This is a genomic window from Cellulosimicrobium sp. PMB13, assembly GCF_051294865.1.
In the GTDB taxonomy this organism is placed as follows: domain Bacteria; phylum Actinomycetota; class Actinomycetes; order Actinomycetales; family Cellulomonadaceae; genus Cellulosimicrobium.
In genome coordinates, this window is the sequence record NZ_CP145910.1 from 2757316 (window position 1) to 2779413 (window position 22098).

A 22098-nucleotide genomic window follows, 5' to 3' on the forward strand; every position below is an offset into this window, starting at 1 on the left:
CGCGTCTCCTCTCACGCCGCCCTGAGTCCCCGCGGTGTGGCGCGGAAGCCCGCGTCGAGAAGCGCCCGCGCGGCCTCGTCCGCCGGCGTGCGCGACGTCCCAGCCCCCGCGAGGGCGTCCACGCCGTCGATGCGCTGCACGACGACCTTGCCGAGGCGACCCGCCCGGACGGCGTCGACGAGCGCGGCGCACGCGTCGGTGAGCCGACGGCCCTCGACGAAGGACAGCACGGAACGACCACCGCGCTCGACGTAGAGGGCGAGGTCGCCCTCGCTCAGCACGACGACGGCGCCCGCCTTGCGGCCCGGTCTGTGGCCGGTCGCCTGCCCGGTCGTGCCGTCCTCGCCCGCTCCCGGTCGCGACGGCCACGCGAGCGCCGCGCCGTAGGGGTTGGCCGGGTCGGTCGCGGCGAGGAGGAGCGTGCCCGGCCGCGTGCCGGCTCCCGGTCCGGTGACGCCGGGCGCCGAGTCGATCGCCCGCTCGCGGTCCAGACCGTCCGTGCGGAGCTGGTCCACCGCACCGGGCAGCGCGAACTGCGAGCCACCGAGGTGCTCGACGAAGTACCCGCGGCGCGCCGCACCGGTGGCCTCGAGCTCCGTGAGCACGCGGTACACGTTCCGGAACGACCCGGCCACGCCCTCGGCGGGCGCGACGGCCCGGGTGAGGACGCCGTGGCGGTCGAGCAGCACGCGGGCGAGCGCGTGCGCCCGCCGCGTGGGGTCCTGCTCGCGCTCGGGGAGCGCCGACCACCGGCCGCCTCCGCCGCGCAGGGTCGTCTCGGGCGCCGTCGGTGGGCGCAGGCCCGCGAAGCGCGACCTGGCCATCGGGCGAGCGCGTGCAGGTGCGCGAGGCGCCCGGTGCGCGCCGCCGGCGCTGCCGAGCCGCGAGCGCAGCGCGCCGAACCCGTCGTTGGTCACGTGCCCCGCCCAGACGAGCTCCCACAGCGCGTCGAGCGTCGGTCCGGTCTGCGCTCCGGCGCGCTCCGCCAGCACCGGCAGGAAGTACCCGCCGGAGCCGCGGAGCAGGTCGAGGAGCGTCTGCGCGAGCGGGCCGTCGGGCACCGCGCCCTCGTCGGGGAGGGTGAGCGGCGCCCACTCGGCGAGGTGCAGGCTCACGAGCCCGTCGCCCCCGCCCGAGCCGGGCAGCGGCGCGTGCCCGCACCAGACCACCTCACCCGCCGTCGTCAGCTCGTCGAGCATCGTCGGCGAGTAGTCGCGCACGCGCGCCGGCAGCACGAGGGTCTCGAGCGCCGAGGCCGGCACGGCGGCGCCGGAGAGCTGCTCCACGACGCGCAGCACGCCGTCTGCGCCGCGGAGCTGGCCGAGGCCCTGCCAGCGCGGCAGGAACACGCCGAGGGTCTCCGACGGCACCGGCTCGACCTCCGCGCGCAGCGCCGCGAGCGAGCGCCGGCGCAGCACGCGGAGCACCTCGGCGTCGCACCAGTCGTCGCCCGTCCCGCCGAGCGACTCGGGGCGCAGCCGCCCGCGCACCACGAGCCGTGCGGCCTCGAGGCGTTCGAGCGCGTGCAGCACGACGGCGACGCCCAGACCGAGGCGCGCGGCGAGGTCGTGCGCGGAGAACGGCCCGCGCGTGCGCGCATGACGGCGCACGAGGTCGCCCAGCGGGTCGGGGACAGGCTCTGTGAAGACCTCAGGGATGCCGACGGGCAGGGCGACGCCGAGCGCGTCGCGCAGCCGTCCGGCGTCCTCGACGACGGCCCACTGCCGAGCACGGTCGTCCGCGACGCCGGCGAGCCGGACGGCGATCACGCGCCGGGTCGCCCCGAGCTCGGCGAGCCAGTCGTCGACGTCGCCCCGCACGTCCTCGCGCGTGCGTGCCGCGAGCTCGTCGCGCGTGAGGGGCCCGAGGCGCCGCAGCACGTCCCACAGGTCCTCCGCGTGCCGGGCCTGCCGCTCGGGCGCGAGGGCGCCGAGCTCCGCCTCGGTCCGTTCGATCGCGGCCGGGTCGAGGAGGTCCGCGAGCTGCGCGCTCACGCCGTCGCCGCCGAGCAGCTCCGCGAGCAGCGTCGGGTCGAGCGAGAGCGCCGCCGCGCGGCGCTCGGCGAGCGGGGCGTCGCCGTCGTAGAGGAACTGCGCGGTATAGCCGAACAGGAGCGACTGGGCGAACGGGGACGGGGTGGGCGTGGTCACCTCGACGAGCCGGACCCGTCCCTGCTCGAGGTCGCGCATCAGCCCGGTGAGCGCGGCGACGTCGAAGTCGTCCTGGAGGCACTCGCGCGCGGCCTCGAGGACGATGGGGAACTCGGGGTACTGCGACGCGACCGAGAGCAGCTGGGCCGAGCGTTGGCGCTGCTGCCACAGCGGCTGACGCCGGTCGGGCCGGCGTCGCGGGAGGAGCAGCGCGCGGGCGGCGGCCTCGCGGAAGCGCGACGCGAACATGACGGACCCACCGAGCTCGGTGCGGACCGCGTCGAGCACGTCGTCGGGGTCGAGCAGCAGGTCCTCCACGGGCACCGGTGTGTCGCCGCGCGACCGGTCGTCGTCCCCGCCCGTGCCCGGCGCCGCGTCGAGCCACGAGTCGCCCGCGTCGGGAAGACGCAGGACGATGCCGTCGTCGGCGTGCATCGCCGCCGCGTCGACGCCGTAGCGCTCGCGCAGCCGTGCGGCGAGCACGAGGGCCCACGGCGCGTGCACCTTCGCGCCGTAGGGCGAGTGCACCACGACGCGCCAGTCGCCGAGCTCGTCGCGGAAGCGCTCGACGACGACCGTGCGGTCGTCGGGAACGCGTCCGGTCGCGGCCCGCTGCTCGTCGAGATACGCGACGAGGTTGTCGGAGGCCCACGCGTCCAGACCGGCCTCGGCGAGCCGCGACCGGGCGGCCTCGCCGTCGGTCGCCACGAGCGCGTCGGTCTCGCGCACCCACGCGCCGAGCGCCCGCCCCAGCTCCGCGGGGCGCCCGGGGGAGTCGCCCTTCCAGAACGGCAGGCGCCCGGGGATGCCCGGAGCGGGCGTCACGAGGACCTGGTCGGGGGTGATGTCCTCGATGCGCCACGTGCTCGACCCGAGGGTGAACGTGTCGCCGACGCGCGACTCGTAGACCATCTCCTCGTCGAGCTCGCCGACGCGCTTGCCCCCGCGCGGGGCCCGACCGCGCCCCGCGCTCTCGCCGTCCCCGTCCGGGCCGGCGGTCGCGTCGGCCCCGGTCGCGAGGAACACGCCGTAGAGACCGCGGTCGGGGATGGTCCCGCCGCTCGTCGCAGCGAGGCGCAGCGCCCCCGGGCGCCCGGTGAGGCGGCCCGACGCGCGGTCCCACACGATGCGGGCGCGGAGCTCGCCGAAGTCCTCGCTCGGGTAGCGACCCGCGAGCATGTCGAGGACGGCGTGCAGCGACGCGTCCCCGAGGTGGGCGTACGGCGCGCTGCGCCGCACGAGCGCCGCGAGCTCGTCGACCGTCCACGCGTCGACCGCGACCATCGCCACGACCTGCTGGGCGAGCACGTCGAGAGGGTTCGACAGGACGTGCAGCTCCTCGATGCCGCCCGTGCGCATGCGCTCGGCGACGACCGCCGACGGGACGAGGTCGCCGCGGTGCGTCGGGAAGACGACACCGTGCGAGACCGCGCCCACCTGGTGCCCGGCGCGGCCGATGCGCTGCAGCCCGGACGCGACCGACGGCGGTGCGCCCACCTGGACCACGAGGTCGACGGCGCCCATGTCGATACCGAGCTCGAGGCTCGACGTCGCGACGACCGCGGGCAGCCGGCCGTCCTTGAGCTCCGTCTCGGTGCGGGTGCGCTCGGCGCGGCTCATCGACCCGTGGTGCGCGCGGGCGATGACGGGCTCGATCCCCGAGCTCGCCCCCGACTGCGCCTGGACCTGCGCCGCCGTCACGGTGCCGGGGTCGAGCACGTCCTCGCCCTGCCGCTCGGCCCACAGCTCGTTCATCCGGGCCGTCAGGCGCTCGGCGCCGCGCCGTGAGTTGGTGAACACGAGCGTCGAGCGGTGCGCGGCCACGAGGTCGACGACGCGCTCCTCGACGTGCGGCCACACCGACGGCCGGGGCGGCCGGGCGCCGTCGGACCCGCCGGGACGCGAGGTGGCCGGACCAGAGAGGTCGCGCTCGCCGGGCGGCAGCGGGACGAGACCCGGCAGGCCGCGGGGCGCGGCGCTCGCCGTCGGTCCCCGGCCCGGACCACCGGGAGGACCTGGCGGGCCGTCAGAGGTCTCGGGCGGCCGCCCGACCGCGCCGGACGGGCCCGCAGGCGCCGAGAGGTCCGCCAGGTCGGGCACGGGGACCACGACGTCGACGTCGATCCGCTTGGTCGACGGGGGCTGGACCACGACGACCTCGCGCCCGCCGTCGGCCTCGGCGCGGTGCCCCCCGAGGAACGTCGCGACGGCCGCGACCGGCCGGACCGTCGCCGACAGGCCCACCCGCTGGGCCGGCGGGCGCTCGTGCGCCTCGAGCAGCGCGTCCAGGCGCTCCAGCGAGACGGCGAGGTGTGCGCCGCGCTTCGTGCCCGCGACGGCGTGGATCTCGTCGACGATCACGGTCTCGACGCCGACGAGACCCGCGCGCGCCTGGGAGGTGAGCACGAGGAACAGCGACTCGGGCGTCGTGATGAGGATGTCGGGCGGGTGCGTCGCGAGGCGCCGCCGCTCCGTCGCGGGCGTGTCGCCGGTGCGCGTGCCCACCACGACGTCGGGGACCTCCTGGCCCAGGCGCACGGCGGCCTGGCGGATGCCGGCGAGCGGCGAGCGCAAGTTGCGCTCGACGTCGGCCGCGAGCGCCTTGAGCGGCGAGACGTACAGGACGCGGCACCGCTGCTCGCGCTCGGGCAGAGGCGTGGTCATGATCCGGTCGAGCGACCACAGGAAGGCGGCGAGCGTCTTGCCCGAGCCGGTCGGCGCCACGACGAGGGCGTGCCGGTCGCCCGACACGGCGTCCCACGCGCCGGACTGCGCGGCCGTCGGCGCCTCGAACGCACCCGCGAACCACGCGCGCGTGGGCGCGGCGAAGCGTGCCAACGCGTCAGCCGGGACGGCCGGGTCGAGGGTCACGCCGTCATTCTCGCCGCGACCACCCACACGCGCTCGCGTGCGCCCGCCGGGATCGCTGCACCTTCCGCCCGTGGCAGGCTGGTCCCGTGCGCTATCGCGAGTTCTGGGAGCTGGTCGACGAGGTCTTCGGCGACGCCTACGGGCGGACGCTCGCGAGCGACCAGGTCCTCACCGCGCTCGACAACCGCACCGCGGCGCAGGCGATCGACGACGGGATCGAGCCGCGCGTCGTGTGGCACGCGCTGTGCGACGCGCTCGACGTGCCGGACGCCCGGCGGTGGGGCCGCGACGAGCACCGGCAGGCTCCGCCGGCCCGCTGACCGCGCGAGCCGCCGCGCACCCGGGCACGGGCTCGCGCATGATGGCGGCATGACGGACGCAGCCCTGGGACGTGCACGGCCGTGGCGCGTGACGGCCGCCGACGTGCGCGGTGCGCTCTGGTCGCTCGTCTCGACCGCCGCCGGCCTGGGCGTGGCGATCGCCGTCGTGCCCGGCGTGGAGGTCACGCACGTCGCGTCGCTCCTGCTCGCCGCGCTCGTCGTCGGGGTGGGCGACGTCGTGCTGCGGCCGCCGCTGCGCGTGGTCGCCCGCCGGCTCGGCGTGGTGGGCGCCCTCGTGTCGGGGCTCCTCGCCCAGGTGCTCGTCGTCTGGGCGGCGCTCGCCCTCCTGCCGGGCTTCCGCATCGCGACCTGGTCCGCGGCGCTCGCCGTCCTGCTCCTGGCCGCGTTCGTCATGGCGATCGGCCGCTGGCTCGTCGGCGCGAGCGACAACGAGTACGTCCTCGGGGACCTCGTCCGGCGGGCGCGCCGCGCCGCGGGCCTCTCCGAGCGCGCCGCCGCGCGGGACGCGACGGGCGACGGTCCCGTCGGCAGCGACGAGCACCCGGCAGGTCTGCTCGTCGTGATGCTCGACGGCGTCGCGCGCTCCACGCTCGACTACGCCCTCCAGGCGGGGCTCACCCCGACGATCGCCCGTTGGCTCGGCTCCGGCACGCACCGCCTCTCGACGTGGTGGGCGCGCGTCCCCGCCACGACCCCGGCGAGCACGATCGGGCTGCTGCACGGCTCGACCGAGCACGTGCCGGCGTTCCGGTGGTGGTCGCGCGAGCTCGGCCGGCTCGTCGTGACGAACCGGCCGGCCGACGCGGCCGAGGTCGAGAAGCGCACGAGCGACGGCGCCGGGCTGCTCGCCGAGGGAGGCGTGGCGGTCTCGACGATGTTCTCGGGCGACGCCGCGACGAGCCTGCTCGTCATGAGCCGTGCGTCGACCGGCCTCGGGCCGGGACAGCTGTTCGTCCGCTTCTTCTCGAGCCCGTTCGTGCTCGTGCGTGCCGTCGTGGTCGCGGTGGGCGAGCTCCTCAAGGAGCTCTACCAGGGCTGGCAGCAGGCCGTGCGGCGGGTCGAGCCGCGGGTCTCCCGGCTCGGCTGGTACCCGGTGCTGCGCGCCGGGACCAACGTCGTGCTGCGCGACCTCAACACGACGCTCGTCGCCGAGCAGCTCGTCCGCGGGGCGCCCGTCGTGTGCGTCGACCTGGTCGACTACGACGAGATCGCGCACCACGCGGGGCCGCTGCGCCCGGAGTCGATGCGTGCGCTCGAAGGTCTCGACGGCGTCCTCGGGCTGTGGGAGCAGGTCGCGGCGCTCGCGCCGCGGCGCTACGAGATCGTGCTGGTGTCGGACCACGGCCAGTCGCTGGGTGCGACGTTCGAGCAGGTCGTCGGGCGCTCGTTCCTCGCGGAGGTGCGCCGGCTCATGGCGCTCGAGACCGGACGAGGCGCCGCGGTCGACGGGACCGACGGGACCGACGCCGAGGGGCGGGCGGGCGGCCGTCGTCGCGCGACCGCGCCGGACAGCGAGGAGTGGGGCCCGGCGAACACCGCGCTCAACGCGCTCCGCCACGACGACGACGGACCGGGCCGGATGATCGTCGGCCCCGACCGTGCGGAGCGGGTCGACGCCGCGCGGGCGGCGCCCGACGTGCCCGAGCTGCCCGAGGTCGCCGTCGTCGGGTCGGGGAACCTCGGCATGGTGTGGTTCTGCCGCGAGCCGCGCCGACCCACGGCCGCCGAGGTGGACGAGAGGTGGCCGGCGCTCGTCCAGGGGCTGCTCGCGAACCCGGCCGTCGGCGTCGTCGTGGTGCGCGGGACGGACGGCGCGGGGGCGCCGACGCTCGTGGCACGGGGCATCGCCGGCTCGCGCGACCTGCGCACGGGCGACGTCGAGGGCGTCGACCCGCTCGCGCCGTACGGCGACCGCGCGGCGGCCGACCTGCTGCGCGTGGCGCAGCTCGAGGACGCGGGCGACCTCGTGCTCGTCTCGAGCGTCGACGACGTCGGCATGGTGCACGCGTTCGAAGGGCTCGTCGGTTCGCACGGCGGCCTGGGAGGTGCGCAGAACCTCGCCGTGCTCGTCCACCCGGCGGGCCTCACCGTCCCCGATCACGAGCTGGAGGACGTCGACGGCGGGCGCGTGCTCGTCGGGGCGGAGGCAGTTCACCGCCGGCTCGTCGCGTGGCTCGAGGAGCTCGGGGTGCGCGAGCGCGCCGTGCGTCCGCCCGACGGTGTGCGCGACGGCGGGGCGCGCGACGACGTGCGAGGCGAGGTCGGGCGGTGAGCCTGAGGCTGACGTGGCTGGGCCACTCGACGGTCGTGCTCGACGTCGCGGGCCCCGACGGCGCGCGCGTCCGGCTCGTCACGGACCCGCTGGTGCACCGCCACGCCGGGCTGCTGCGCCGTCGTGGGGACCGCCCCCAGCCCGTGTGGCGCGACGCCGACGCGGTGCTCCTGTCCCACCTGCACCACGACCACGCCGAGCTCCGCTCGCTGCGCCTCCTTCCCGAGGCGCCGGTGCTCACGGCGCCCGCGAACGCGCGCTGGCTGCGCGCCCGCGGGCTGCGCGGGGTCGGCCTCGAGGACACGTGGCACCGTGTGGGTGACGTCCAGGCGGACGTCGGGGTACGGCTCACGCCCGCCGTCCACGGCCACCGGCCGATGCCGCACCGGCCCAACGCCGCGAACGGTCACCTGGTACGGGTCGGCCCGGCGGTGCCGGGCGTCGGGCCGGACGGTGGGCCCGACGGCGCGACGCGGGTCTGGGCCGTCGGCGACACCGAGCACTTCCCGGGCATGGCCCGGCTGCCGGCGCTCGCGGGTGGCCCGGTCGACGTCGCGCTCGTCCCGGTCTCCGGCTGGGGCCCCCGGCTCTCGGGCGGGCACCTGGGCCCGGTGCAGGCGGCGCGCGTGTGCGCGGAGGTCGGCGTCCGCGTCGCCGTGCCGGTCCACTGGGGGACGCTCCACGCGCCGGGCGCCCGGGACCTGCCGCGCGGGTGGATGGACCACGCGGGCGCGGCGTTCGAGGCGGCGGTCCACCGCGAGGCGCCCTCGACGCGGGTCGTCGTCCTGCAGCCGGGCGAGTCCTGGGAGGCCCCGGACCGTCCGTGAGGCCGGCGCGGGCGGGCGACACGCCGACGGACCGGTGGCGCCGGTCGAACACCTGTTCGGCTAGAGTTGTGCACAGGTGCCCGCCGGGGCGCGGACCGAGCGGGCCCGCCACGGTGATCCACAGGTCGGAGCACCACCGGCACGCGATGTCGGTGGCTCCCCGTACTGTCGGGCACGACGACGACGGAACACGACCGAAGGTGACCGACATGCCCGCACCTGCAGACCGCGAGAAGGCGCTCGAGGCAGCCCTCGCCCAGATCGACCGGAGCTTCGGCAAGAACTCCGTGATGCGCCTCGGCGACGAGGGGCGCGCGCCCGTCGACGTGATCCCCACCGGGTCCATCGCGCTGGACGTGGCGCTCGGCATCGGAGGCCTGCCGCGAGGCCGTGTCGTCGAGATCTACGGCCCCGAGTCCTCCGGCAAGACGACCGTCGCGCTGCACGCCGTCGCGAGCGCGCAGCGTGCCGGTGGCATCGCCGCGTTCATCGACGCCGAGCACGCGCTCGACCCGGAGTACGCGAAGAAGCTCGGCGTCGACACCGACGCGCTGCTCGTGTCCCAGCCGGACACGGGAGAGCAGGCGCTCGAGATCACGGACATGCTCATCCGGTCCGGTGCGCTCGACATCATCGTCATCGACTCCGTCGCGGCGCTCGTGCCCAAGGCCGAGATCGAGGGCGAGATGGGCGACAGCCACGTCGGTCTCCAGGCCCGCCTCATGTCGCAGGCGCTGCGCAAGCTCACCGGTGCCCTCAGCGCGTCCGGCACCACGGCGATCTTCATCAACCAGCTCCGCGAGAAGATCGGCGTCTTCTTCGGCTCGCCCGAGACGACGACCGGTGGCAAGGCGCTGAAGTTCTACGCGTCGGTCCGCCTCGACATCCGTCGCATCGAGACCCTCAAGGAGGGGACGGACGCGGTCGGCAACCGGACGCGCGTCAAGGTCGTGAAGAACAAGATGGCGCCGCCGTTCAAGCAGGCGGAGTTCGACATCCTCTACGGCGTCGGCATCTCCCGCGAGGGTGGCCTCATCGACATGGGCGTCGAGCACGGGTTCGTGCGCAAGTCCGGTTCGTGGTTCACCTACGGCGGGGACCAGCTCGGTCAGGGCAAGGAGAACGCGCGCGCGTTCCTGCGCGACAACCCGGACCTGTCGAACGAGCTCGAGAAGAAGATCAAGGAGAAGCTCGGCGTCGGGCCGCGTGTCGACGCGCCCGCCGACGCGGCCACGGTCGCGCCGGCCGAGGCGACCGTCACGGCTCCCGTCGCGGCCAAGGCTCCGGCTGCGACGGCCAAGGCGAAGAAGCCGTTCTGACGGCCGAACGCCAGCAGGCACGCGAGCGTCGCGCGGGGGACAAGGGCCCCGCGCGGCGCTCGCGCCCGTCCCTGCACGAGCTGGTCGAGAGCGGCGAGATCACCGACGCCGAGCTCACCGAGCGCGCCCGCGAGACGGTGCTGCGGATGCTCACCGCCGCTCCCAAGAGCCGCGCGGAGCTTGCGCAGGCGCTCGCGCGCAAGGGCTACCCGGAACACGTCGTGCTGCCGCTCCTCGACCGGTACGAGGAGGTCGGCCTCGTCGACGACGCCCAGTACGCCGAGATGCTGGTGCGGACGCGGCACTCCGAGCGCGGCCTGTCGCGCCGGGCGATCTCTCAGGAGCTGCGCCGCCGGGGGATCGACGAGGACACCTCGGCGACAGCCCTCGAGCATGTCGACGACGACTCCGAGGCGGAGGCGGCACGCGACCTCGCCCGGTCCCGGCTGCGCCGGACGGCCGGGCTCGATCGCGACGTGCGGATTCGGCGTGCCGTCGGGGCTCTCGCGCGGAAGGGCTACTCGCCGGGCCTCGCGTTCGAGATCGTCCAGCGGGCGCTCGACGAGGAGACCGCCGCCGCGGACGCGACCGACGAGGACGCCTGAGCCCTCGTCGGTTCAGCGCGTCGCCGTCGCGGTCTCGTCCGGAAGCGCTCCGCCCCCCGCCGTGACCGTCGGGTTGCCGATACCGGGGCCCGCTGTCGTGACACCGGACGTGCGTCCCTTGAGGAACCGCGAGAGGTACTGCGCCACGGTCGTGAGCAGCCAGTTGATGACGATGAAGATGACGGCCGCGACGGTGAGGGTCTGCAGGTTGTTGCCGTTGCCGTTGCCGAAGATCTGCGCCGCACGCAACAGCTCGTTGTAGACGATGATCTGCCCGAGCGCCGTGTCCTTGAGGACGACCACCAGCTGTGACACGAGGGCCGGGAGCATCGCGATGAGCGCCTGCGGGAGCTGGATGGAGCGTAGCGTCTGCCCTCGCGTGAGCCCGACGGCCATGCCCGCCTCGAACTGCCCCTTCGGCAGGTTGCCGACGCCGGAGCGGACCAGCTCGGCGATGACGGAGCCGTTGTACAGCACGAGGGCGATGACGACGGCGAGGAACGACGGCTGGTCGACCTGGTTGAGGCCGAGCAGGAGCCAGAAGAAGATCATCAGCAGGAGCACCGGCACGGCCCGGAAGAACTCCACGACGACGCCGCTCACCCAGCGCACGGGCTTCAGGTGCGAGAGCCGGCCGGAGCCGAAGACGAGCCCGAAGGCGATGGCCCCGACGATCGCGAACCCGGCCGCGCGCAGCGTGTTCCGCAGGCCGGGGATGAAGTAGTTCTCCCACGCGTTCGCGGTGAACACCGGCCCCCACAGGTCCCAGGACAGCTGGCCCTTGCGGTCGAGCTCGAGCAGGACGAGCGCGGCGATCCCGAGCACGACGACGGCGCCGACGACGTTGCCGATCAGGATGTTGCGACGTGCCCGGGGGCCGGGCGCGTCGAAGAGGATGGACTGCTGGGAGCTCATCGGCGCACCGCCAGTCGGGTCGAGAGGGACGTCGTGAGCAGGCCGATCGGGATGACGAGGATGACGTAGCCGATCGCGAAGGTGAGGAAGATCAGGTAGATGTAGCTCGAGTTGAACTCGATCATCGTGCGCATGAGGCTCGACGTCTCGGTCGTGACGCTGGCCGCGGCGGCGACGGTCGAGTTCTTCAGCAGCGCGATGAGCGTGTTGCCGAGCGGGGCGATCGCACCGCGGAACGCCTGCGGCAGGATGATCAGGCGGGCTGCCGGGAGGAACGACAGGCCGATGGCCCGCGCCGCCTCGGCCTGCCCGAGCGGGACGGTGTTGACGCCGCTGCGGATCGACTCGCACACGAAGGCGGCGTGGTAGACCGTCAGACCGATCACGGCGAACCGGAAGAAGTTCGCCGCGAAGTCGTCGGCGAGGCTGATCTGCAGCTGGGTCCACACGCCGAGGACCATGAACGTCATGATCACGGTGAGAGGCGTGTTGCGGAGCACGTTGACGTAGGCCGTGCCGGCCCAGCGCAGGCTCGGGATCGGTGAGATCCGCATGAGCGCCAGCAGGGTGCCGAGGACCAACGACAGGATCGCGGCCCAGAACGTCAGCTGGATGTTCACCCAGAACGCGCCGACCACGTCGTACTGGGCGAAGAGCTCGCCGAGCTGGGAGAGGGAGTCACCCACGGTGCGTCAGACCTCCGGGAGGGTGGAGCGGCAGTGGCCGCGATGGACGGTCGAGGGGAGCGGCACGCCGCGCGCGCCGCTCCCCTCGGGTCGGGTCAGGCGCAGGCGTCGACCGTGGGCGGGTTCTCGCTCGAGTTCGGCGTGTACCCCGTGCCCTCGGTGTTGGCCGTCACGGCCTCTTCCCAGGACCCGTCCTCGATCATCTCCTCGATCGCCGCGTTGACGTCCTCGCAGATGTCGTTGTCCTGCGGGAGGCCGACGCCGTAGCGCTCGGTGGAGAACGGCGCGCCGACGACCTTGACCTTGCCCTGGTTGGCGGGCTGGGCGGCGAGGCCGGCGAGGATGATGTCGTCCGTCGTGACGGCGTCGACCTGACCGGCCGTGAGGGCCGTCACGCACTCGGCGTAGCCCGGGCGCTCGAGGAGCTGGACGCCCGCGGCGTACTCGTCCTTGATGCGCTGCGCGGACGTCGAGCCCGTGACCGAGCACAGGTTCTTGCCCTCGAGGGCCTCGGGGCCCGTGATGTCGGTGTTGTCCTCGGCGACGAGGAGGTCCTGGCCGGCGACGAAGTACGGGCCGCCGAACGCGACGGTCTCCTTGCGCTCGTCGGTGATCGAGTACGTCGCGAAGATCATGTCGGCCTGGCCGGTCTGGAGCATCGTCTCGCGCTGCGCGGACGGTGCCTCGACCCACTCGATCTGGTCGGCCGAGTAGCCCAGCTTCTCGGCGACGTAGGTCGCGACGTCGACGTCGAACCCGGTGTACTCGCTGCCGTCCTGGTAGCCGAGGCCGGGCTGGTCGAACTTGATGCCGATCGTGATCGAGTCGCCACCGCCACCGCCGCCCTCGGTCTGCTCGGGGTTCGTGGTGGTGCTGTCGGCGCCGATCTCGTCCGGGTCTCCGCCGCACGCCGCGAGCGTGAGGGCGGTGAGTGCGGCGAGGACGGCAGCACCTGCGTGTCGTGTGCGCATGGTTCGTACCCTTCGTGAGTGGTGGCCGCCCGCCGAGTTGTGCCTCGTGCGGACGCCCGGGTGTGGGGGCTGTCGGAACTCAGTGGGTGAGGATCTTCGAGAGGAAGTCCTTCGCGCGGTCGCTCTTCGGCGCCGTGAAGAACTCCTCGGGGTGCGCCTCCTCGACGATCTGGCCGTCGGCCATGAACACGACGCGGTTCGCAGCCTTGCGCGCGAACCCCATCTCGTGCGTGACGACGATCATCGTCATGCCCTCCTTGGCGAGGGCGACCATGACGTCGAGGACCTCGTTGATCATCTCCGGGTCGAGCGCCGACGTGGGCTCGTCGAAGAGCATGACCTTCGGGCGCATCGCGAGCGCGCGGGCGATCGCGACACGCTGCTGCTGCCCGCCCGAGAGCTGGGCCGGCATCTTCTGCGCCTGGTTCTTCACCCCGACGCGGTCGAGCAGGGCCAGGGCGCGCTCCTTGGCGTCCTTCGACCGTTCGCCGCGGACCTTGACCGGGCCGAGCGTGACGTTGTCGAGGATCGTCTTGTGCGCGAACAGGTTGAACGACTGGAACACCATGCCGACGTCGGCGCGCAGGCGGGCGAGGGCCTTGCCCTCCTCGGGCAGGGGCTCGCCGTCGATCCGGATCTCGCCGCTGTCGATCGTCTCGAGCCGGTTGATCGCGCGGCACAGCGTCGACTTGCCCGACCCGGACGGACCGATCACCACGAGCACCTCGCCGCGGCGGACCGTGAGGTTGATGTCCTGCAGCACGTGGAGCTCGCCGAAGTGCTTGTCGACGCCGCGCAGCTCGACCAGCGGGTCGCCGAGCGCGTCGTCCGTCGGCCGACCGCTCACGGTCGTGTCGGCCGTCATGCCGGACGGCTCGTCGGACGGCAGGGGGGAGTCATCGACCATTTTTCGAACATAGGGGGCAACTGTTGCCGGTGCCAGCGAATCGCGCAACAGTCAGGCAACAGTTCCGTAACACCGGTGGCCGCGCCGTACCCTGGACGGTGATGTCCACGATCGCCCCCGCCCCGCTCCCGACCGCCGACGCTCCCGACGGCGGCACCCGCACGTACGTCGTGCGCACGCTCGGCTGCCAGATGAACGTCCACGACTCCGAGCACATGGCCGGGATGCTCGAGCAGGCCGGGTACACCCGTGCCAGCGCGACCGACGAGGCGGCGAACCGTGCCGACGTCGTCGTCATCAACACGTGCGCGGTGCGCGAGAACGCGGCGACGCGTCTGTACGGCAACCTCGGCCAGCTCGCGTCGGTCAAGGCCCAGCGCCCGGGGATGCAGATCGCCGTCGGCGGATGTCTTGCGCAGAAGGACCGCGGCACGATCGTCGACAAGGCCCCCTGGGTCGACGTCGTGTTCGGCACGCACAACCTCGACGCGCTCCCGGTCCTGCTGGAGCGCGCGCGCCACAACGAGGCGGCGCAGGTCGAGATCGCGGAGTCGCTCCAGGTCTTCCCGTCGACGCTCCCCACCAGGCGCGAGTCGGTCTACGCGGGCTGGGTCTCGATCAGCGTCGGCTGCAACAACACGTGCACGTTCTGCATCGTCCCCCACCTGCGCGGCAAGGAGCGGGACCGTCGGCCGGGAGAGGTGCTCGCCGAGGTGGGCGCGCTCGTCGAGGCGGGCGCCATCGAGGTCACGCTGCTCGGCCAGAACGTCAACAGCTACGGCGTGGAGTTCGGCGACAGGGGTGCGTTCGCCAAGCTCCTTCGCGCGTGCGGGACCGTCGACGGCCTGGAGCGCGTGCGCTTCACCTCGCCGCACCCGGCAGCGTTCACCGACGACGTGATCGCCGCCATGGCCGAGACCCCCAACGTCATGCCGCAGCTGCACATGCCGCTCCAGTCCGGGTCCGACCGCGTGCTGCGCGCGATGCGTCGCTCCTACCGCTCGGAGCGCTTCCTCGGCATCCTCGAGCGCGTGCGCGCCGTCATGCCCGACGCGGCGATCACGACCGACATCATCGTCGGCTTCCCGGGCGAGACGGAGGAGGACTTCGCGGAGACGATGCGCGTCGTCGAGGCGTCGCGGTTCGCGTCGGCGTTCATCTTCCAGTACTCGCCGCGCCCGGGGACCCCCGCGGCGACGATGGACGGCCAGCTGCCGAAGGAGGTCGTCCAGGAACGCTTCGAGCGCCTGCAGGCGCTCCAGGAGCGGATCGCCGGCGAGGAGTCGGCCCGCCAGGTCGGGCGCACGGTCGACGTCCTCGTCACGGAGGGGCCGGGGCGCAAGGACGGCGCGACGCACCGGCTCACGGGCCGCGCGCCGGACAACCGCCTCGTGCACCTCGCGCTGCCGGCGGACGTCCGGGTGCCCGACGCCGCGGTCTCGCCGACCATGGTCGCGCAGCCCGGTGTCGCGCCCGAGGCGCTCGACCCGCGCCTCGCGGAGACGCCCGACGCGCGCCTGCCGCGGCCGGGCGACGTCGTCACGGTGGAGGTCACGCGCTCCGCGCCGCACCACCTCATCGCGGACTCGGCGCTCGCGGGCGGCACGTTCGCCGTCCGGCGCACGCGCTCGGGCGACGCGTGGGCGACCCGGGAGCGCGCGCGCCTCGGCGGCGCCGAGGACGACCACGGCCACGGCGCGGCCGCGACGGCCGGGCCGGTCGCGCTCGGCCTGCCGACCGTCCGCGCCTGACCGGCCACCGGGCTGCGGCGGCCCGACGAGCGAGCGGCTGGGACTACGCCGGTGCGAAAGGCGTCAGGCCGCGCTCGTCGACCCACGGCCGGACGACCATGGCGCCGGCGCGGCAGCCCGAGCACCGGCGTCGTCCCAGCCGCGGACCCGGCCACGGCTCGACGCCCCGGCTCAGTCCTCGACGACCCCCGGCGGCAGCTGGGCGCCGATCGCGTGGAAGAGCTGCACGGCCGTGCCGAGGCCGCACGAGACGGTCTGCGAGAGCTGTGCGTCGGTCGCGCCGTGCTCGAGGTCGACCGAGACCTCCGCGTACACCCCGAGCCGTCCCGCCTCCTCGCGCACGTAGACCTTGGGCCAGATGCGCTCGCGGTTCCAGTCGTTCACGGCCTGGAGCGTGACCAGCCGCGCCTCGAGCGGCAGGGTCGTGGACCACCGGCCGCGGACCTGCAGGATCTCGGAGCGGTCGCCGAGCAGGAGGAACCAGAACCGGTGCCCGTCCCACGTGCCGGTGATGTCGCCGTCGTCGTCGACCCGGAAGTGGTAGCCGCGCCGCGTGAGGTGGTCGCCGACGCGCGACATCGACAGCGGGCGGGGACGCTCCGCCTCGGCCGGGATCGACTCGGCGGACTTCGGGCGGCGGTTGCCGAAGAGGCGGGCGAACCAGCCCGTGCGCGACTGCGTCATGGCGCCTGCCTCGCCGGGTCCGGGTAGAACTCGTCGAGCGCGTCGAAGAACATCGACCCCGTGCTCAGACCGCACTGCAGCAGCTGGTCGAGCTGGTCGTCCGTGGCGCCGTGCTCGAGGTCGACCGTGACCTCCGTGAACACCTGGATCATGCCGTTGTCGCGCACGCGCGTGTACGTCTTGGGCCAGATGCGGTCGGCGTTCCACTCGTTGCAGAACTCGAGCACCTCCTCGAGGCGCTCGATCGCGAGGTCCCGGTTCCACTGGCCGCGGACCTGGAGGATCTCGTCGTGGTTGCCGAAGAGCAGGAAGTAGAAGAGGCGGCCGTGCCACAGGCCGCCGACGTCGCCGTCGGAGTCGACGAAGTAGCTGTAGCCGCTGTCGGTGATCCACTCGACCACCCGGGCGATCGCGAGCGGCGACGGGGCCCGGTCGTCCGCGGTCACGACCTGGCCGAGCTCGCGGGCCAGGAGGTCCTCGACCTGCGAGCGGAGCGCGTCGTCGTCGAGGCGTCCCGTCCCGGCGTCGTCGGGGATCCCGCCGGGCTGGTCCCCCCGCCGGTCGTCGTCACGCTCGCCGAAGAACCTCACCGTCCCACCGTACTCGGCGACGGCGCGTCCCGTCGCCCTCGGGCGTCGCGTCGTGTCCGCGCCGCGGGCCGTGCCCACCGGTCCTGGGACCGCCCGTCGCTCGCTACCGTGGGTGGCGTGAGCACCCGCGCCGTCGTCCTGCCCGCCACGCCGCTCCTCGTCCCCGGCGCCGCCGGTCGCGCGGAGGTGCTGCGCGAGCTGCGCGCCGCGGCGCTCGACGCGTTGCGCGAGCTGACCGGCGGCGTCGCGCCCGTGGTCGTGGTCGCCGCCGTCCCCACGGGTGCCCTGGTGCGCGGCCCCGCCGCCGCGTCGCTCGCCGCCGTCGGGGTGCGGCGCACCGCGGGCGACCCGTCGTGGGTCGACCCGGGCGACGACCTGGCCCGGACGGGGGAGCCACCCGCCCGGCAGGCCGGGGTGGGAGCGTCCGTCGCGCTGCTCGCGCTCGGCGCCTGCGGCGTGCGGGGTGCGCTGGACGTGGTCGAGGTCGGTCCGCACACCACGACGGACGTGGCGAGCGACCTCGGCCGCGAGCTCCGTGCCGACGGTGTGTCGCTCGTCGTCGCGGACGACCCGCGGTGGGCGTCGACCGACGTCGTGCTCGGTGCCTTCGTGGACGCCGCCTGGTCCGTCCGGTCGGAGCAGCTGCACGAGGACGACATCGACGAGCGCTACGCGATCCGTCGCTACGTCGCCGCGGACGCCGCCGTCGGCGCGCCGGGGCACCGGTACCGTTCTGCGGGTGAGCCCTGAGCACGTGACGCGCACGTCGTCGAGCCCGGTCGTCGTCGCCGTCGTCGGCCCGACCGCGACCGGCAAGTCGGACCTCGCGCTCGACCTCGCGCAACGCCTCGGCGCGCCGGGGGCACCCGCCGAGATCGTCAACGCGGACGCCTTCCAGCTCTACCGCGGCATGGACGTCGGCACGGCCAAGGTCCCGGTGGCGGAGCGCCGCGGCGTGCCCCATCACCTCCTCGACGTGCTCGACCCGACGCAGGACGCCTCCGTCGCGCGGTACCAGGAGGAGGCCCGGGCGGCGCTCGACGAGATCGCCGGGCGAGGGGCGCGCGCGGTCGTCGTCGGAGGCTCCGGGCTGTACGTGCGCGCGCTCCTCGACGACATGCGCTTCCCGGGCACGGACCCTGCGGTGCGTACCGCGCTCGAGGAGCGTGCCGAGCGCGAGGGGACGCGAGCGCTGCACGACGAGCTCGCCCGTCTCGACCCCGGCGCGGCGGCGAGCATCGGCGCTGCGAACACGCGTCGGATCGTGCGAGCGCTCGAGGTCATCGAGCTCACGGGCAAGCCCTTCACGGCGAACCTCCCGCGCCAGGAGTACGTGCGACCGACCGTGCAGATCGGTCTCGACTGCGACCGCGCGGTGCTCGACGAGCGGGTCGCGCGCCGGGTCGAGCGCATGTGGGAGCTCGGGCTCGTCGACGAGGTGCGCCGCCTCGAGGCCGCGGGCATGGGACGCACCGCGCGGCGCGCGGTCGGGTACGCGGAGGTGCGGACGCATCTGCACGGGGAGACGACCCAGGACGCGGCACGCGAGGCCGTCACCGCCAACACGCGCCGCCTCGCGCGCAAGCAGATGGGCTGGTTCGGTCGCGACCCGCGCGTGCACTGGCTCGACGCACGGTCTCCGCGCCTGCTCGACGACGCGCTCGCCGTCGTCGCCGAGGGGGACGCCGGCGGTGGCGGTGTCCCGTCGGACCGCCGCGGGACGGACGAAGCGGACACGGGTGCGCCGGTGCGCCGTAGTCTGGGCTCATGACGCGCACCCGGTTCACGAAGGGCCACGGGACCCGCAACGACTTCGTGCTGCTCGCCGACACGAAGGGTGAGCTGGACCTCACGCCCGAGCTCGTGCGCGCGCTCGCCGACCGCCGCGGCGGCATCGGCGGCGACGGCGTGATCCGCCTCGTGCCCACGGCCCTCGTGCCCGAGTCGCGCGACGTCCTCGCGCAGGACCCGCACGCGATCTGGTTCATGGACTACCGCAACGCCGACGGCTCCGTCGCCGAGATGTGCGGCAACGGCGTGCGCGTCTTCGCGGCCTTCGCCGAGAGCCTCGGCCTCGTGAGCTTCGCGGGGGGCACCGAGGTCCCCGTCGGGACGCGCGCGGGCGTCAAGCGCGTGCGCAAGGAGGACGACGGCTGGTACGCGGTCGACATGGGGCCGTGGTTCCTGCCGGGCGGTCGCGACGCGCTGCGGGCCGGATTCGACGCGACGGTGGTCGTGCGCGGCTGGGAGGTCCCGCGCCCGGCGCTGAGCGTCGACCTGGGCAACCCGCACACCGTGCTCGCGCTCGCGCGCGAGGACCTGCTCGCGGACGCCGACCTCACGGACGCTCCCGTCGTCGATCCGGTGCCGCCGCGCGGCACGAACGTCGAGCTCGTCGTCCCCCTCGGCGAGACGGTCGCCGAGGACGGCACCGTCGTCGGTCACGTCCGCATGCGGGTGCACGAGCGCGGCGTGGGGGAGACGCCGTCGTGCGGGACGGGAGCGTGCGCGGCGGCGCTCGCCGTGCGCGTGTGGGGCGGTCCCGACGCCCCGGACACGTGGTTCGTGGACGTCCCGGGCGGGACCGTGCGCGTCCGGGCGCTCCCGGGCGACCACGTCGAGCTGGCCGGGTCGGCCGAGCTCGTCCACTCGGGCGAGGTCGACCTCGAGCGGCTCCTCGATCCCGTCGCGGCCGGGGCGCCCAGAGCGGTCGCCGGGGAGCCGAGCACGGCCGACGCGCCGCAGGCCGTACCGGCCACGGACACCGACGGCGAGCCCGCAGTCGTCTGAGGGCGCGCTCCTCAGGACGGGGTTCAGGCGCCGGGCGCCGTGACCTCCAGGACGCGGAAGCCCTTGGCGCTCGCGGCCCGGCCGACGACGACGCCGGGCATCGCGGGCTCGAGGTGCTCGACCAGCCAGCGCTGCAGCGAGTCGGCCCCGAGGTTGCGCTGCACGACGAGGTGCGCGACCGCGCCCGGCGCGAGCCGCGGCAGCCAGCGCAGCAGCATGCCGTGCAGCGCTTCCTTGCCCACGCGGATCGGCGGGTTGGACCACAGCGCGGCGAACGCGACGTCGTCGGGCACCGCGTCCGGCGTGACGGCCCGGACGCCGGTGAGGCCGAGACGCTCGGCGTTACGCCGCACGAGGTCGAGCGCCCGCTCGTTGACGTCCACCGCCCACACCGTCGCGTCGGGCGCGTCGAGGGCCATCGTCAGCGCGACCGGTCCCCAGCCGCACCCGAGGTCGAGCACGTGCGCACCCGTGCTGTCGGACGCGGACCCTGCCGACCGCGCGGCGAGGACGTCGCCCAGCGGCGGGACCGTGCGCAGCAGCACCTGCGTGCCGAGATCGAGGCGGCCGGGGGAGAAGATGCCGGACGCCACCTCCACCTCGACGTCCCTCCCGGCGAGCCGCACGGCGAGGGTGCGCCGCTCGGCCGCGGAGGCGGGGTTCGCGGTGAAGTAGTGGTCCGGCTCGTCGCTCACGAGGCGTGATCCTACGGGGGGATCGGACGCCCGCCGTGGAATCCGTTGGCACCGGGACGTTTCCGCGTGCCACGCTTGTTGTACCGACGGGCGCACAGCGCGCCCGCGAACCACTCCCGACCGGAAGGCGGCACATGACCCAGACCCCAGCGAACCCCACGTCGGCCCGACCAGAGCCGACCGACGCGACGCGGGACATCGCGAGCGACGTCGTGGCGCGGGTGCTCGCTCGGGCCGGGACGGCGCGCGCCGAGGGCGGCACGGTCCACGCGGAGCACGACGGCGAGCAGCTCGACCTCGCGGAGCGCGCGTCCCTGCGCCGCGTCGCGGGTCTCTCCACGGAGCTCCAGGACGTCACCGAGGTCGAGTACCGGCAGCTGCGGCTCGAGAAGGTCGTGCTCGTCGGCCTGTGGAGCTCGAGCCACGACGCGCGCGAGGAGGGCGCCGCCGCCAGCGCGGAGGACGCCGAGATCTCGCTGCGCGAGCTCGCCGCCCTCGCCGAGACCGCCGGGTCCCAGGTCCTCGACGGCGTGATCCAGCGCCGCGCGAAGCCCGACCCCGGCACGTATCTCGGGTCCGGCAAGGCCGCCGAACTCGCCGACGTCGTCGCCGCGAGCGGTGCCGACACCGTCGTGATCGACGGCGAGCTCGCACCCTCCCAGCGGCGTGCGCTCGAGGACATCGTCAAGGTCAAGGTCGTCGACCGGACCGCGCTGATCCTCGACATCTTCGCCCAGCACGCCAAGTCGCGGGAGGGCAAGGCCCAGGTCGAGCTCGCCCAGCTCGAGTACCTCCTGCCGCGCCTGCGCGGCTGGGGCGAGTCGATGTCCCGCCAGGCCGGTGGCCAGGTCGGCGGCGCCGGCGCGGGGATGGGCTCGCGCGGGCCCGGTGAGACGAAGATCGAGCTGGACCGGCGGCGCATCCGCAACCGCATGGCCAAGCTGCGCCGCGAGATCCAGGCCATGGCCCCCGGCCGCGAGACCAAGCGGTCGTCGCGCAAGCGCCACGCGATCCCCTCGGTCGCCATCGCGGGCTACACGAACGCGGGCAAGTCGAGCCTGCTCAACGCGCTCACGGGCGCAGGCGTGCTCGTCGAGAACGCGCTCTTCGCGACCCTCGACCCGACGGTCCGGCGCACGCGGACGGAGGACGGTCGCGTGTACACGCTCGCGGACACCGTCGGCTTCGTGCGCGCGCTGCCGCACCAGCTCGTCGAGGCGTTCCGGTCGACGCTCGAGGAGGTCGGCGAGGCCGACCTGCTGCTGCACGTCGTCGACGCGTCGCACCCGGACCCGGAGGGCCAGATCGCCGCGGTCCGGCACGTGCTCGCCGACATCCCGGGCGTCGAGGACGTCCTGGAGGTCGTCGTCCTCAACAAGGCCGACGTCGCCGACCCGGAGGTCGTCGACCGCATCCGGCGGCGCGAGCGGCGCACGGTCGTCGTGTCGGCGCACACGGGCGCGGGGATCGACGAGCTCCGGCAGCTCATCGCGGACGAGCTGCCGCGGCCCGACGTGACGATCGACGTCGTCGTGCCGTACCACCGCGGCGACCTCGTGCACCGTGTGCACACCGAGGGCGAGATCGACCACGAGGAGCACACGCCCGAGGGCACGCTCCTGCGGGGCCGCGTCGCGGAGGCGCTCGCGGCCGAGCTCGCCGGGGCGGTCCCGACCGCCTGACCGGCTCCCACCGCGCCTCGACCACGGACGGCGCCGCACGGT

At 74.5% G+C, this 22098-nt stretch carries 18 protein-coding genes; 10 read left to right on the top strand and 8 right to left on the bottom strand.

What is annotated here, in order from left to right:
- Positions 1 to 11: 11 nt before the first annotated feature.
- Positions 12 to 5021 (bottom strand): Lhr family helicase, encoded by a 5010-nt coding sequence (locus tag V5D56_RS12375; RefSeq protein WP_435735627.1) that lies wholly within the window; start codon positions 5019 to 5021, stop codon positions 12 to 14.
- Between the two features lie 86 nt (positions 5022 to 5107).
- Between V5D56_RS12375 and V5D56_RS12380 the strand changes: the two genes are divergently transcribed.
- From V5D56_RS12380 to V5D56_RS12400, 5 genes are all read left to right on the top strand, one after another.
- Positions 5108 to 5341: a DUF3046 domain-containing protein gene (locus tag V5D56_RS12380; RefSeq protein WP_435735628.1), complete on the top strand. Its 234-nt coding sequence runs from the start codon at positions 5108 to 5110 to the stop codon at positions 5339 to 5341.
- A gap of 49 nt (positions 5342 to 5390) precedes the next feature.
- Positions 5391 to 7634 (top strand): alkaline phosphatase family protein, encoded by a 2244-nt coding sequence (locus tag V5D56_RS12385; RefSeq protein WP_435735629.1) that lies wholly within the window; start codon positions 5391 to 5393, stop codon positions 7632 to 7634.
- Entirely contained in the window at positions 7631 to 8461 is an 831-nt protein-coding gene (locus V5D56_RS12390; RefSeq protein ID WP_435735630.1) for an MBL fold metallo-hydrolase, read from the top strand. The genes V5D56_RS12385 and V5D56_RS12390 overlap by 4 nt, the downstream gene beginning before the upstream one ends.
- A gap of 209 nt (positions 8462 to 8670) precedes the next feature.
- On the top strand, positions 8671 to 9780 hold the full coding sequence (recA, locus tag V5D56_RS12395; protein WP_435735631.1) for a recombinase RecA: 1110 nt from the start codon (positions 8671 to 8673) through the stop codon (positions 9778 to 9780).
- Between the two features lie 146 nt (positions 9781 to 9926).
- Positions 9927 to 10385: a regulatory protein RecX gene (locus V5D56_RS12400; RefSeq protein WP_435735632.1), complete on the top strand. Its 459-nt coding sequence runs from the start codon at positions 9927 to 9929 to the stop codon at positions 10383 to 10385.
- Between the two features lie 12 nt (positions 10386 to 10397).
- Here V5D56_RS12400 and V5D56_RS12405 read toward each other — a convergent pair whose 3' ends face one another.
- The 4 genes from V5D56_RS12405 to V5D56_RS12420 all read right to left on the bottom strand — a co-directional run bounded on the left by V5D56_RS12405 (position 10398) and on the right by V5D56_RS12420 (position 13822).
- Complete coding sequence (locus V5D56_RS12405) at positions 10398 to 11300, bottom strand: amino acid ABC transporter permease (protein ID WP_435735633.1); 903 nt, start codon at positions 11298 to 11300, stop codon at positions 10398 to 10400.
- On the bottom strand, positions 11297 to 11986 hold the full coding sequence (locus V5D56_RS12410) for an amino acid ABC transporter permease (protein WP_435735634.1): 690 nt from the start codon (positions 11984 to 11986) through the stop codon (positions 11297 to 11299). Before V5D56_RS12410 ends, V5D56_RS12405 begins: the two co-directional genes overlap by 4 nt.
- A 95-nt stretch (positions 11987 to 12081) precedes the next feature.
- Positions 12082 to 12957, bottom strand: coding sequence for a glutamate ABC transporter substrate-binding protein (locus V5D56_RS12415; protein WP_435735635.1), 876 nt, complete (start codon positions 12955 to 12957; stop codon positions 12082 to 12084).
- Between the two features lie 79 nt (positions 12958 to 13036).
- Positions 13037 to 13822: an amino acid ABC transporter ATP-binding protein gene (locus V5D56_RS12420; RefSeq protein ID WP_435739022.1), complete on the bottom strand. Its 786-nt coding sequence runs from the start codon at positions 13820 to 13822 to the stop codon at positions 13037 to 13039.
- A 143-nt stretch (positions 13823 to 13965) separates the two neighbouring features.
- Here V5D56_RS12420 and miaB point away from each other — a divergent pair, with 143 nt between their 5' ends.
- Complete coding sequence (gene miaB, locus V5D56_RS12425; protein ID WP_435735636.1) at positions 13966 to 15615, top strand: tRNA (N6-isopentenyl adenosine(37)-C2)-methylthiotransferase MiaB; 1650 nt, start codon at positions 13966 to 13968, stop codon at positions 15613 to 15615.
- A gap of 171 nt (positions 15616 to 15786) precedes the next feature.
- On the opposite strand, the gene V5D56_RS12430 is transcribed toward miaB, so the two are convergent.
- Together V5D56_RS12430 and V5D56_RS12435 are read right to left on the bottom strand one after the other, a co-directional pair.
- Complete coding sequence (locus V5D56_RS12430; protein WP_435735637.1) at positions 15787 to 16299, bottom strand: YbjN domain-containing protein; 513 nt, start codon at positions 16297 to 16299, stop codon at positions 15787 to 15789.
- Positions 16296 to 16889, bottom strand: a complete 594-nt coding sequence (locus tag V5D56_RS12435; protein WP_435735638.1) for a YbjN domain-containing protein — start codon at positions 16887 to 16889, stop codon at positions 16296 to 16298. The genes V5D56_RS12430 and V5D56_RS12435 overlap by 4 nt, the downstream gene beginning before the upstream one ends.
- 117 nt (positions 16890 to 17006) lie before the next feature.
- Between V5D56_RS12435 and V5D56_RS12440 the strand changes: the two genes are divergently transcribed.
- The 3 genes from V5D56_RS12440 to dapF are packed head-to-tail and all read left to right on the top strand — an operon-like array spanning position 17007 to position 19679.
- The gene (locus tag V5D56_RS12440) at positions 17007 to 17639 is read left to right on the top strand and encodes a hypothetical protein (RefSeq protein ID WP_435735639.1); all 633 of its coding nucleotides are present in this window, start codon (positions 17007 to 17009) and stop codon (positions 17637 to 17639) included.
- Positions 17629 to 18660, top strand: coding sequence for a tRNA (adenosine(37)-N6)-dimethylallyltransferase MiaA (miaA, locus tag V5D56_RS12445; protein WP_435735640.1), 1032 nt, complete (start codon positions 17629 to 17631; stop codon positions 18658 to 18660). The genes V5D56_RS12440 and miaA overlap by 11 nt, the downstream gene beginning before the upstream one ends.
- Positions 18657 to 19679 carry a diaminopimelate epimerase gene (gene dapF, locus V5D56_RS12450; protein WP_435735641.1) on the top strand — a complete coding sequence of 341 codons (1023 nt, stop codon included), beginning with the start codon at positions 18657 to 18659 and terminating at the stop codon, positions 19677 to 19679. The genes miaA and dapF overlap by 4 nt, the downstream gene beginning before the upstream one ends.
- 23 nt (positions 19680 to 19702) lie before the next feature.
- Here the strand turns inward: dapF and V5D56_RS12455 are convergent, their stop codons facing one another.
- Positions 19703 to 20374, bottom strand: a complete 672-nt coding sequence (locus V5D56_RS12455) for a class I SAM-dependent methyltransferase (RefSeq protein WP_435735642.1) — start codon at positions 20372 to 20374, stop codon at positions 19703 to 19705.
- Between the two features lie 134 nt (positions 20375 to 20508).
- On the opposite strand from V5D56_RS12455, the gene hflX reads away from it, so the two are divergent.
- Positions 20509 to 22056: a GTPase HflX gene (gene hflX / locus V5D56_RS12460; RefSeq protein WP_435735643.1), complete on the top strand. Its 1548-nt coding sequence runs from the start codon at positions 20509 to 20511 to the stop codon at positions 22054 to 22056.
- Positions 22057 to 22098 lie beyond the last annotated feature (42 nt).

What these genes read in the sequence shown, in the direction of transcription:
- V5D56_RS12385 (WP_435735629.1), top strand. Translation starts at nt 5,391, where the DNA reads ATGACGGACGCAGCCCTGGGACGTGCACGGCCGTGGCGCGTGACGGCC.
- V5D56_RS12405 (WP_435735633.1), bottom strand. Translation starts at nt 11,300, where the DNA reads ATGAGCTCCCAGCAGTCCATCCTCTTCGACGCGCCCGGCCCCCGGGCA.
- miaB (WP_435735636.1), top strand. Translation starts at nt 13,966, where the DNA reads ATGTCCACGATCGCCCCCGCCCCGCTCCCGACCGCCGACGCTCCCGAC.
- V5D56_RS12400 (WP_435735632.1), top strand. Translation starts at nt 9,927, where the DNA reads ATGCTCACCGCCGCTCCCAAGAGCCGCGCGGAGCTTGCGCAGGCGCTC.
- dapF (WP_435735641.1), top strand. Translation starts at nt 18,657, where the DNA reads ATGACGCGCACCCGGTTCACGAAGGGCCACGGGACCCGCAACGACTTC.
- V5D56_RS12430 (WP_435735637.1), bottom strand. Translation starts at nt 16,299, where the DNA reads ATGACGCAGTCGCGCACGGGCTGGTTCGCCCGCCTCTTCGGCAACCGC.
- V5D56_RS12420 (WP_435739022.1), bottom strand. Translation starts at nt 13,822, where the DNA reads ATGACGGCCGACACGACCGTGAGCGGTCGGCCGACGGACGACGCGCTC.
- hflX (WP_435735643.1), top strand. Translation starts at nt 20,509, where the DNA reads ATGACCCAGACCCCAGCGAACCCCACGTCGGCCCGACCAGAGCCGACC.
- recA (WP_435735631.1), top strand. Translation starts at nt 8,671, where the DNA reads ATGCCCGCACCTGCAGACCGCGAGAAGGCGCTCGAGGCAGCCCTCGCC.
- V5D56_RS12415 (WP_435735635.1), bottom strand. Translation starts at nt 12,957, where the DNA reads ATGCGCACACGACACGCAGGTGCTGCCGTCCTCGCCGCACTCACCGCC.